The following is a 12,218-nucleotide window of genomic DNA, read 5'->3' as shown; positions in this document are numbered from 1 at the left end:
CTGCGAGTCGATTTCAAATGCCCGATCGAAGTCATGGGAGAGGTGATGCAGGAAGCCTTGGCTATGCGGCATGATGCTCCGGCTTCAATTCAATAACCGTGTTGCACTCAGCTCCTGCAACCGCCGAACGTAATCAGATCATCATTTTTGCCAATTGCATTTTTATCTGTGACACCAAGAGATATTGAAGCAGCCAGCTTCGCAGCCTCAGTAGGTGTCTTAGCGTACACTAACGAGCCTCCGCTACTCCCTAGCTCAAGCGCAACGGCGGCCAAGCGCGCTTCTGGGCTAGCCAAGCCAATGTCGCAAACCATGGTTCCAATTGATACGGCACCGTTGGTGGAGAGGAGCTTAAACTCTAGTTGATTAATACCTCGGCTTTTTGTCACTACGATTCGATTTTGAAGAACAGGAGAGACAGTAGTAGCGATCTCTGTAACCTGTGGCAAACCTAGGCTATCTAGTGCTGCTTTGAATCCATCTGCTCCTGGGGCCAGCATCACTACGTGGGTGCGAGAGTGTCGCTCAAAACACTGCTCTATACAGTCTTGAAGAATCATCCCTCTTGCGCCATCAGACAGGTTCTGCGCCTCATCCACAACTATCAAATCAATCTTTTCAGACATAGTAGAAAGTAGAGCTTGAAATCGCTCCTGGGTCAAAATGAATATCTGTCTCGAAGACTGCTCGAAGGTCGGGATGTCCGTCACACGAATATCGGTACAGGTCGCAAGCCGTTCTTTTATCTTTATTAGAACCTCTGCCAGCAATGCTCGCGTCGGGGCAATGTATACGAACGTGTAACTAGGAATTGTTATGGCGCGACGACACAAATACTCGATAACGAGAAATGACTTTCCAGCAGACGTGGGCGCTGATATCGCGAGAGAAGTCCCACTCTCCAACGAATCCCAAACTGTCTTCTGGTAATCGGTCAAAGCAATACTCTGACCATTAACATGAATCGTATTGAGATACTCAATCACGTTTCGCTGGATCATGCCAGTGAGAGTTGTAAGTTTAGATTTGAAAGTCAGCTCGCCGTACTTAAGCCCCGGAAAATTTCCTAGCTCCGCCAATATAACTGAGCACCGCTCCAAAATAGTAGAATCTTGGCTTACTAGCATGGCATTGAACGCAATAGCCTGAGCTAGTCCTAAATGAACTTCCACTGGGGATTGAGCGAATACAGACGCGCAGTACAAAAGCTTTCCCAAAGCTTCCCGATCAGGTACCAAATTCGAATTTTCCATTTCATCTGGCAATGTACTTGCTGCACCGGACGCGCGAAGCTCGCCAAGCGACTTTTTAAATTCTAAGTTTACAATCAAACGCGCCGACAATTCAGATGCAAAATTACTCATCTTGATCGCCCTCACACATTGAAGACTCATTCAATTCTAAGTCCGACGGGGCTGCAAGAATACCCAAAGACTCGTAAAACTGCTCCCTCAGCTCATTTACATCCGGTACGGCCACCAGATACAACATACACTTACTTTGATCGACACCGTGCTTCAATAATTGAGCACTTACATTTTCGTGATGCCGACTGTGATCATTTACGTACAAATCTCCAAAGTGACGTTCATGCCTGTCGAGCGGCCCATCATCATCAACTGGTATCGTATTCGCGAAATGTTTCGTTTCTGAGTAGCAGATTACACCTACAGACCGCTCTCGCCTTGGGGCATTAGGCTTTGCAAATACGTCCAAATATTCCAAAAGAAGTTCCTTGTCCGCAGTTGCTAATGCGTCCAGATTCCCCAAATCTCTAACGAGCCCATACTCCTGCATATATTGCTTTTTGCTACTACCAAAGCCAGCAACTGACTCCGCATAATCTGCCGTACCGCTTGCGGCAGTCTTGGCCAGTTTCGACTCTAGAAAATATACATTCAGTCTGCCATCCGTAACGGAGGCGTGAATGCCGTCAAGGCCATGGACTGGCATGTTGGTTGAAGTCTTCAACGACATTTTGGCGACGAGTTGTGCAGCGTTCAGGTGATGTACGGCAACGCAATACGCAAGGACTTCTCCCACCTCGCTAGCCCTCGAAGGATATTCCTTTCGAAACTGGATAAACGCACTCTTAACTGCTCGGCTGATTTGGGAAGTCAGTGACAAGTCGCCATTCGTACCTGACCTCAGAGCCGCCAAGTACGCGTCACGTCGCCGACGACTTAGGGCATAGTTCACCGCTTGGCTAGTCAAAAAATCAGCAAGTGAAAGGGTGTTTGGAATGTCCTCCTGGAAGCGTACATGTAGCAGCGCCATCTTCGGGGGGAGACCCGGCGGCTGTGGGGGAAAATCCAGAGCACATCTGACGAAATCATCCAACGGAGACTGATCGAGGAGTTGATCTATTACATCGCTGAGAGGTGAGCTAACTGATGATGACGACACTCTTCCTTTCCTTGGCAGGGCCCAACGCGAGCCTCTTGAACCTTCGGGAAGAGGAGAGACTGAAGCGCGTAATGGCCTGATAATGACGAGGTTGAATGCAGAATGCCATCACCGTTCGATCCATCCGCCAAAAACATCAGCTATCCAGCAGACGCTGCAAATAGTTACTCAACTATTAGGACTCCGCTCACTCACTCACTCTCAGATGAATAGTTGAATTTTGGGGGCCATAAAAAGACAGCTGCATTCAGTCGCAGAGTTGCCACACCAACAAATGCCCGACCGGCGTCGCCACCCAGGACACTCTGCGCCAGCGTGCGCTGGTGGTGCCGGACAAGGCCCAACGCGTCTACAACTTCCACCGCAACACCCTCAAGGGTCTGGCCGAGATGCTCGCTGCCGCCGGTCTCGAACATCCGTCGCAGTTGTCGGCCAAGCATCTGGTACGACGCATGTCGGCCACCGAGATCAAGCTGTTCTCGCAGCTGCATGTCTTCCTCAAACCCGGCGAGTTGCTCACCGGCGAAGTGAATGGCGAGTTCTATTCGCGGATGTGGCAGATGGCGCGGGCGGACAGTTTTGAGCCCAATGAAGTAGCGGCGGCCTGATCAAAGATCAAGAGATCGCAGGCTGCGATCTCTTGATCTTCACCAACGCAACGTTTTGATCCGACCCGGCTCTTTGAAGACGATAAATCCGTAATCGCCAATCAGGTAAATCCGGTAGTACCGGTTCTCCACCAGCGCCGGGAAATGCTGGTAGCCCACGCGCGTGGCGTTACGCCGTTCCTTCTCCGCCACCACGTTGGTGATGCCGACTTTCGGCAGATTCTCGGCCAGCATGTAAAAGTCGATATTGAGCAGATAGTGCAGCACCGGCAGGCGTTTGTAAGAACCCGCCGCCCCCACCAGCCAATGGTCCGAATAAGTCACCGACATGTAGATGCGCTTGGCGTCACGCAGCCCTTGCCGGCTCGCGATGTCGTGCTCAAGGCTGAACAACGCACTGGCGGCGAAGGTTTTCTGCACCGTCAGCACCCGGCCATAGGCGAACGACAACGACAGCATCGCCAACAGCGGCACCACCAGCAACAGCGGCAACCGCTCATGCACCGACGCCAGCGCCAGATGACTCAAATAGAACAGCAGCACCAGCAACACGGCAAAACCCATCAAGGTTCTGGCGCCCTCGTTGAAGTCGCGAAAGAACAGCGCAATACCGGACACCAGCAGCACCACCACTGGCACGACCAGCACGCACAAGAGACCGGCCAGAAGTTTCGCGGTCGCACTGTCTTCGCGCTGCCATAGGGTCATTGCGAGGCGGACCGCACCGGCGATGGCGCCTAACAACAGCCCGGCGAACACCCACGCAAAGCCGCCGTGAAACAGCAGCATGACTTTTTCCCACACGCGCTCGATGTTGGTCTGCAGTTGCAGCCAGGGTTGCGCCGCCAGATTCAACATCAGCGTGCGGCCATGGCCCATGAACGGGAACGCGCTGACGCCGTAGATCAACCAGCCAAGCAAGACCTGCGCACCTTTCAAGCCGATCACACTCAACCATGCCGGCCACGCCTGTTTATCGTGGGCGATCCTGAGCACCTCAAGACAACACAGGCCCAGAAACACATTCAGGCTCACCTGATATAAACCCAGCGCCAACGCAATCAGCAACGAAGGCACCAGCCATTGCACACTGCGCCGAGGGTGACGGAACGTGATCGCATAAATCACCGCAACGACGCTCAAGGCCATGGGCGCGCCGTCATATTGATACGACAGGTTCTGCAGGAAAAACGGGTTGTACCAGAGCGGCAACAGCACCAGGCAACAGGCGAAGGTCGGCTGGCGAAAATAATGGAAAGTCAGGCTGGTCAGCGCCAAGGTCATCGCCAGCGTTGCCAACAACAACGGCAAGGGAAAGATGTTCGGCGCGGCGCCGGTGAAGGTCAGCGCGTTGTAGAACAGTTCGGTGAACAATCGCCCCTGCTCGGCCCAGGCCATGCCGCCCGACAGTGAACGCCAGTTGTCATCGATGTAGGGATAGTCCGCGAGGATCAGTGGCAAGACGTACAGCAACGTCGCGATCAGAAAAAACAGCCAGACCTGACGGCCCCCGAGTTCCTTGATGAATAAGTCGCCGAGCCTGCCCATGTCAGCGCTCGTGCCGTTCTTTGCCGCCAACGATGTCCTTGACCACATAACGCGGCCGATGCTTGGCCTCGATGTAAATCCGCCCGACGTATTCACCGAGGATGCCGATGCCGATCAACTGCACGCCGCCGAGAAACAGAATGGCGGTCATCAACGACGGGTAGCCGGGCACGCTGTTGCCCAAGAAAATCTTGTCCAGCACCATGTACACCGCGTACAGCACGGCGAAGATCGACACGGCGCCACCGACGTAAGTCCACAGCCGCAACGGCACAGTGCTGAACGACGTCACGCCCTCCAGCGCGAGGTTCCACAGTTTCCAGCCGTTGAACTTGCTGCTCCCCGCCACCCGTCCGGCCCGTTCGTACTCCACCACCACGGTGTTGAACCCGGCCCACGACAGCACGCCTTTCATGAAGAGCTGATGCTCGGGCAAGGAGCGAATCACATCCACGACCTTGCGATCCATCAGGCGAAAATCGCCGACGTTTTCTTCGATACGCGTGTACGCAATGCGGTTGAGCACATGGTAGAAAATCGACGCGCTGTGGCGTCTGAGGTAACCGTCGGCGGATCGACTGCGACGCTTGGCCAGCACCACATCGGCACCCTTCTGCCATTGTTCGATCAACTGCGGGATGACGCTGATCGGGTCCTGCAGGTCGACGTCCATCGGGATCACCGCATCGCCGCTGGCATACTCCAGGCCGGCGAACAGTGCAGGCTCCTTGCCGAAGTTGCGCGAAAAGTTGATCAGCAACACCTGGTCGTCCGCCTGCGCCAAGGCCGCTGCCTGCTCAGCGGTGCGGTCGGAACTGCCATCGTTGATGAACACAATTTCGACTTCGATATCGCCCAGTTTCAACTCACTGCGCACGGCCTGATAAAACAGGTTGATCGCCTGCTCTTCATTGAATACCGGGACGATCAACGAAACCTTCATACACCACGCTCGCGAAACACCACGTACTTGGAAAACAGAAAACCCAGTACCAGGCTCAACGCCGAAAACAACGCCACGGTCAGCAGACCGTGCAGCCGCCACACATCACCGGCAAGCCCGACCCCGTAACTCAACGCGCCCATCGCCATCATGAACAGCAGATACCCACCGACCGACAGTTTGCTGTCAAAGGTATAGAGCGCATTCATGTAGAAGGAAAACGAGGCCGCCACGCAAAACGCCGCCAGATTGCTGACAGCCTGACTGAAACCGGCCGCCACGCTAAGCAGGAAAAATATCTGCCAGTGAATAAGGGTGTTGGCGACCCCGATCACCGTGTAGCTGGACAGCCCTCGCCACAAACGTCTCATGCTGACGATCCTTTGCTGGAACCCGTTGCCTGCCCTAAGTATTGGAGCTTGTCTACTGTCAGAAATCGCAGGTTGGCCCATCTTTCAGACCAGCGGTTATCATCTCGGACCCGCCCAGATGACATGCCGAAGACCCCGACTTTGCAATTGAAGGCGAATCCGTCCACCCTGCGCGCCGCCCATGAGCGGCCTGTAATCTAGGGCTTTCTGATCGCCTGAGCGCTTCTGTGGCGAGGGAGCCTGCTCGCCACTGAAGACACATGAAAAAGCCCCGGCCATATGGACCGGGGCTTTTGTATTTCAGATGCTACGACTTACGAAGCCGTACGTACCGCACCTTGCGACACATTGGTCGGTTGCAGCTTGAACACGTAGAACAGCACCGTCAGCAGCACCAGGAACGCAGGCCCCACATACAGCGCCACGCGGGTGTCCGGGAAGTACGCCATCAGGCCGACCACCAGCACCAAAAACGCCAGTGCCAGATACGAGCTGACCGGGTACAGCCACATGCGGTATTTCAGGCCGGCACGTTCGCTGGCGCTCAGGCCCTGGCGGAATTTCAGCTGGGCCAGCAGGATCATCACCCAGGTCCAGATCGCGCCGAAGGTGGCAATGGCCGTCACCCAGACGAAGACTTTTTCCGGCACCAGGTAGTTGAGCAATACACCCAGCAGCAACGCACCGATCGACAGCAACAACGCACGACGCGGCACGCCGTTGTTCGACGTTTTAGCGAAACCGGCCGGCGCCTGACCGTTCTGCGCCAGGCTGTAGAGCATGCGTCCGGTACTGAAGATGCCACCGTTGCACGACGACAACGCTGCAGTGATCACCACGAAGTTGATGATGCCGGCGGCGGTCTTGATGCCCAGTCGCTCGAAGGTCATCACGAACGGGCTGCCCTGGGTGCCAATTTCGTTCCACGGGTAGATCGACAGGATCACGAACAGCGCGCCGACGTAGAACAGCAGAATCCGCCAGAACACCGAGCCGATCGCATCAGGAATGGTTTTTTGCGGATTCTTCGCTTCACCGGCGGTCAGGCCGATCATCTCGACACCGAGGTAAGCGAACATGACCATTTGCAGGGACATCAACACGCCTTGCACGCCATTGGGCATGAAGCCGCCGTGGGCCCACAGGTTGGAAATGCCCAATGCCACGCCATCGTTGCCGAAACCGAAAGCAATGATGCCGACGCCGCCGAGCACCATGGCGATGATGGTGACGATCTTGATCAGGGCGAACCAGAATTCGAACTCACCGAAGGCCTTGACCGCGATCAGGTTGATCGAGCCCATGCTGACCAACGCTGCCAGCGCCCAGATCCAGCGCGGCACATCAGGGAACCAGACGCCCATATACACCGCCACGGCGGTGATTTCCGCGACGCAGGTCACCAGCCACAGGAACCAGTAGTTCCACCCGGTGAGAAAACCCGCCAGCGGGCCGAGATAGTCCTGGGCGTAGCGGCTGAACGAGCCGGCAACCGGGTTGTGCACGGCCATTTCGCCGAGGGCACGCATGATCACCAGAATCGCCAGGCCACCGATGATGTAGGACAGCATGATCGCCGGGCCGGCCATTTCAATGGCCTTGGCCGAACCGAGAAACAGACCGACGCCGATACAGGCACCGAGCGCCATCAGGCGAATGTGCCGTTCGCCGAGTTCGCGTTTGAGCGGACCGCCCTGAGCGGTGTCGCCGTGGGGCAGATGATTGCCTACGGACATAGGGGTACAACCTCGTCTTGTTATTGGATATGACCACCGAGTGTTGAAGCGCGAACCGATAGGTCATCGCTTCCCGTAACCGGCGCCGCCTCGTGGGCGGAACCGTCCTGCGGGTCAGACCGGCAAGATCAGCGGGGGCATTCAGTATAAAAAGCTGCCAAAAGCGTATTTCACTCTATAAACCACAAAAAATAGGCGTAAGTCTGGGAAGAAATGCTATTTGCGGAGAAGGATTGTCTGAGTTTTGCAGGAATTTTCGCTATTGCAGGCGGCGGGGAGTATTGCACGGTATTGGTGCAGCGTCATGCCTTGCTCTTGGCCGTAATACCCAGTGGGACACGTCTAGATCGGGATTCCCAGCTTGCAACGATCCCCTCGCCACAGAGGATCACTTTCCCTTAGGGATTTCGGACATTTCCCGCAAACGTTGAAGCTCCCCGTAGGCCTGTGAGCGACTAGATTCAGATGAAAGCTCTACAAAAGGACGCAAGGAATGCTTCCACGCCCAAACTCGCACTTACTACGCCGAGGCCGTTTTTCGGAATCAGGTCGGGCCTACCTCATCACTGCGGTTGTACATCAGAGACGCCCTATGTTCAGTGATTGGAATCTGGGACGTTTGTTGGTAGCGGAACTCAAGCGCGCCCACGATCAGGAAAGAGTGAACTCGATTGCCTGGGTGATCATGCCTGATCACTTTCATTGGCTCGTGCAGATCGAAGAATGCACCTTGTCGCAGCTCATGCAGACAACCAAGTCCCGTAGTACGTTGACGATCAACCGGGTATTGAATCGAACGGGCGCATTCTGGCAAACCGGCTATCACGACCGGGCAATACGTGGCGGGGAGGACTTACGGCCTTTCGCCCGCTACATCGTTGCTAATCCTTTACGTGCAGGATTGGTTGAACAAATCGGTGACTACCCTCTGTAGGATGCCTGCTGGCTCTGAACCCAACGCTGCTCACTTTGTGGCGAGGGAGCTCGCTCCCGCTGGGCTGCGAAGCGGCCCCAATAACCTGCAATCGGAATGTACCTGACCCGACCCGGCGTTTGGTTTGGGGCTGCTGCGCAGCCCGGCGGGAGCAAGCTCCCTCGCCACAGGGGATCACTTTCTTTTAGGGATTTCGGGCATTTCCCGCAGACGTTGAAGCTACCCGTAGGCAAAAGAATGCTTCCACGCCCAGATGCCCGCAGGCTCTGAACCCAACGCTGCTCACTTTGTGGCGAGGGAGCTCGCTCCCGCTGGGCTGCGAAGCGGCCCCAAATCCTGCAATCGGAATGTACCTGACCCAACCCGGCGTTTGGTTTGGGGCTGCTGCGCAGCCCAGCGGGAGCAAGCTCCCTCGCCACAGGTGAACCAGTTACCCGATATCTGGAGGTCCACAATTTTTTCACCAACGCCAACCACCGTCTAAGCTTCAGACAAGTCCGATCAATCTGCGTGAATGGATCAGTCGACTATGGGCGCTTTATGGCAAACCGATTCGAGTAAAACCGTGGTCCAGACTGAACCTGTGGATGAAGCGCCATTACCTGAAAAACCTCCTCGCAGCCGCGTCATGCACGGCTGGAAGGCGTTCTGGCTGTTGTTGGTAATCATTGCCATCGTGGTAGGACTCGCGGCTGTCAAGGAGATGCGCACCTCGAGGTTTCAATCCCGGGAAGTCAGCAAGTTCGCCAAGACCCTCACGTATGAGCTAAAACCTGGCCCCAGCGATGCGATTCACTATCCAGGTGCCGGTCCGTTCGATCTGCGCCTGGGCTACAGCTCCCTGGGCGAGTTTCTGCCACGGTTGCTCAAGCGTGACTACGTGATAACCGAGCAAACGCGCTTTTCCCCGGCGTTGATGAACTACACCGACAAAGGCCTGTTCGTGCCCTATGCGGAAAAAATCCAGGCCGGCCTGTCGATCAGCGATTGCCGTGCGGCGCCCCTGTACCAGTACAACTATCCGCAACAGCTTTATCCCAGCTTCGACGCGATCCCGCCGGTCGTGGTCAACAGCCTGCTGTTCATCGAAAACCGCTTCCTGCTCGACCCTCGCCAACCCTTGGCCAACCCGGCGGTGGACTGGCCACGGTTCGGCATGGCGGCCTATACCCAGGTCGCCAAGATGCTGCATCTGCCCGGTCAATCGGCGGGCGGCAGTACCCTGGCCACGCAACTGGAAAAGTACCGGCATTCGCCCGAGGGCTTGACCGTATCGGGCGGCGAAAAGATCCGCCAGATGATTTCCGCCAGCGTGCGCGCTTATCAGGATGGGCCGCAAACACTCAAGTCGCGGCAGAACGTGGTCCGCGACTATCTCAACAGCGTGCCTCTGTCAGCCGTGCCGGGCCACGGTGAAGTGCACGGCATGGCTGAAGGTTTGCGCGTGTGGTACGGCGCCGACTTCAACACGGCCAACGAACATCTGGCCAGCAACGCAACGGATCCAGAAAGCCTGGCGGAAAAAGGCCTGGCCTTGCGCGAAATGTTGTCTTTGATGATCGCCCAGCGCCGCCCTTCTCATTACCTGACCAAAGGCCGGGATGAACTGGCCGACCTCACCGACAGCCATATTCGGCTGCTGGCACAGAACAACGTGATCGATGCGCCGTTCGCCGCGGCAGCCCTGGCCAGCAAGGTTACGTACCGCGACTGGGCGACCCAGCCGGCCATGCAACCGATTGAAACCAACAAGGGTATCAGCGTCGCGCGCAGCCGGCTGGCCGGATTGCTCAATCGTCCGTTGTACGACCTCGACCGCCTCGACCTCTCGGCCACCAGCACGCTGCAAGGTGAACTGCAAAGTCAGGCCACCGCCTACCTGAAAAAACTCGCCGACCCGGTCTATGCCGCCGAAATCGGACTGATGGGCGAACGCTTGCTGACCCCCACCAGCACCACCCAGGTGCGCTACAGCTTCACCTTGTTCGAACTGACCCCGGACGGTTCGCGGGTGCGGGTACAGACCGACAGTACCGACCAGCCGTTCGACATCAACGAAGGCAGCAAACTGGAACTGGGCTCCACCGCGAAAATGCGGGTGATGACGACTTACCTGCAAATCATCGCCGAGCTGCACGATAAATACGCCGACATGGGCGTACCGGAACTGAAGAAAGTCGAAGTATCGGAGCAGGACCGCCTCAGTCGCTGGGTCGTCGATTACTTGATCGAGAACAAGGACCACAGCCTGCAGCCCCTGCTCAGTGCCGCGCTGGACCGCAAATATTCCGCCAGTCCTGGCGAAGCGTTTTTCACCGGCGGCGGGTTGCACACCTTCCATAACTTCCGCAAGGAGGACAACGGTCGCCTGCCAACCCTGCGCGATGCCCTGCGGGAGTCGATCAACCTGCCGTTCATTCGCCTGATGCGCGACCTGGTGCGCTACACCACGTACTCCGGGCCCAACAACAGTGCCGAACTGCTCAAGGACGACCGCGATCCACGCCGTCAGGAATACCTGGCCTCGTTCGCCGACCGTGAGGGCACGTCGTTCCTGCTCAAGTTCTGGAAAAAGTACCGCAACAAAGACACCCAGGCGCGGCTCGAAACGTTCCTCGACAGCATGCGCCCGACCCCGATCCGTTTGGCCGCCGTGCACCGCTACCTGTTGCCACAGGCCAGTCAGCAAAGCTTCGACACCTTCGTGCGCTCGCACCTCAGCGGCGCCAAGCTCACTGAAAAACTCACCGACGAACGCCTTGAGCGGCTCTATCTAGCCTACAGCCCCGGCCGCTACGACCTGCCCGATCAGGGCTTCATCGCCAAGGTGCATCCGCTCGACCTGTGGATGATGGGCTACTTGCTCAATCATCCGGACGCGACCTTCAAGGACATCGTCAAGGCCAGCCGGTTTGAGCGCCAGGAAGTCTACAGCTGGTTGTTCAAGAGCCGGCACAAGGGTGCCCGCGACAACCGCATCCGCACCATGCTCGAGATCGAAGCGTTCCTCGACATTCACCAGCGCTGGCAGAAAGTCGGCTACCCGTTCGACCATCTGGTGCCGTCACTGGCCACCGCCATCGGCAGCTCCGGCGACCGCCCGGCAGCGCTGGCTGAATTGATCGGTACGATACTCAACGACGGTGTGCGCATGCCGACACTGCGGATCGACAGCCTGCAGTTCGCAACCAATACCCCTTATGAAACCCGGCTGACCAAGGACCCGGGTGGCGGCAAACGAGTGATGCCATCGGAAGTTGCGAGCGCTATGCGCGAAGCCCTCTCGCAAGTGGTGGACGCCGGGACCGCAAGACGGTTGGCCGGCAGTTTCAACCTGCCCGATGGCACACCTCTGTCCATGGGTGGCAAGACCGGTACCGGCGATAACCGTATCGAAGCCATCGGCTCGGGTGGACGCATTCTCAGTTCGAAATCCGTCAACCGCACGGCCACGTTCGTGTTCTATATCGGCGAAAGCCACTTCGGCACGCTGACCGCTTATGTACCGGGCCGCTCGGCGGAAAACTTCACCTTCACCTCGGCGCTGCCTGTGCAAGTGCTCAAGGGCATGGCGCCGATCCTGACGCAATACCTGCAACCTGGCACCCACACGATGTGCCAGCCAAGCCAGGTAACGGCTGGCCGGTGAGTGGGCGCCCACAGCGAATACGA

General features: G+C 56.9%; 8 protein-coding genes and 1 pseudogene. 3 read left to right on the top strand and 6 right to left on the bottom strand.

Translation table 11 applies throughout. The annotated features are described in order from the left end of the window. Positions 1-107: 107 nt before the first annotated feature. Positions 108-1,364: a DEAD/DEAH box helicase gene (locus M5G20_RS16705; RefSeq protein WP_273919981.1), complete on the bottom strand. Its 1,257-nt coding sequence runs from the start codon at positions 1,362-1,364 to the stop codon at positions 108-110. Beyond that, positions 1,357-2,277 carry a HamA C-terminal domain-containing protein gene (locus M5G20_RS16700; protein WP_273919989.1) on the bottom strand — a complete coding sequence of 307 codons (921 nt, stop codon included), beginning with the start codon at positions 2,275-2,277 and terminating at the stop codon, positions 1,357-1,359. Before M5G20_RS16700 ends, M5G20_RS16705 begins: the two co-directional genes overlap by 8 nt. A 371-nt stretch (positions 2,278-2,648) precedes the next feature. Between M5G20_RS16700 and M5G20_RS16695 the strand changes: the two are divergent. Beyond that, positions 2,649-3,014 (top strand): annotated as a pseudogene (locus tag M5G20_RS16695) (glutamate synthase-related protein); the annotation flags it as partial. 39 nt (positions 3,015-3,053) lie between these two features. On the opposite strand, the gene M5G20_RS16690 reads toward M5G20_RS16695, so the two are convergent. From M5G20_RS16690 to M5G20_RS16675, 4 genes are all read right to left on the bottom strand, one after another. Next, the gene (locus M5G20_RS16690) at positions 3,054-4,562 is read right to left on the bottom strand and encodes a glucosyltransferase domain-containing protein (RefSeq protein ID WP_273919979.1); all 1,509 of its coding nucleotides are present in this window, start codon (positions 4,560-4,562) and stop codon (positions 3,054-3,056) included. Position 4,563: 1 nt separating this feature from the next. Next, complete coding sequence (locus M5G20_RS16685) at positions 4,564-5,505, bottom strand: glycosyltransferase family 2 protein (RefSeq protein ID WP_273919978.1); 942 nt, start codon at positions 5,503-5,505, stop codon at positions 4,564-4,566. Next, positions 5,502-5,876, bottom strand: a complete 375-nt coding sequence (locus M5G20_RS16680) for a GtrA family protein (RefSeq protein ID WP_273919977.1) — start codon at positions 5,874-5,876, stop codon at positions 5,502-5,504. Before M5G20_RS16680 ends, M5G20_RS16685 begins: the two co-directional genes overlap by 4 nt. A 314-nt stretch (positions 5,877-6,190) precedes the next feature. Next, on the bottom strand, positions 6,191-7,612 hold the full coding sequence (locus M5G20_RS16675; protein ID WP_212625668.1) for an amino acid permease: 1,422 nt from the start codon (positions 7,610-7,612) through the stop codon (positions 6,191-6,193). 493 nt (positions 7,613-8,105) lie between these two features. Here M5G20_RS16675 and M5G20_RS16670 point away from each other — a divergent pair, with 493 nt between their 5' ends. Both M5G20_RS16670 and M5G20_RS16665 read left to right on the top strand, forming a co-directional pair. Further along, a complete protein-coding gene (locus M5G20_RS16670; protein WP_273919976.1) occupies positions 8,106-8,546 on the top strand; it encodes an REP-associated tyrosine transposase in 441 nt (146 codons plus the stop codon). Between the two features lie 529 nt (positions 8,547-9,075). Next, positions 9,076-12,195: a transglycosylase domain-containing protein gene (locus M5G20_RS16665; RefSeq protein WP_273919975.1), complete on the top strand. Its 3,120-nt coding sequence runs from the start codon at positions 9,076-9,078 to the stop codon at positions 12,193-12,195. The last annotated feature ends 23 nt before the right edge of the window (positions 12,196-12,218 follow it).

The organism is Pseudomonas sp. TNT2022 ID1044 (assembly GCF_028656895.1).
GTDB classification, from domain to species: Bacteria; Pseudomonadota; Gammaproteobacteria; order Pseudomonadales; family Pseudomonadaceae; genus Aquipseudomonas; species Aquipseudomonas reinekei.
The sequence above is the reverse complement of the archived record's forward strand: the minus strand, read 5'-3'. Positions and strand labels throughout refer to the sequence as shown.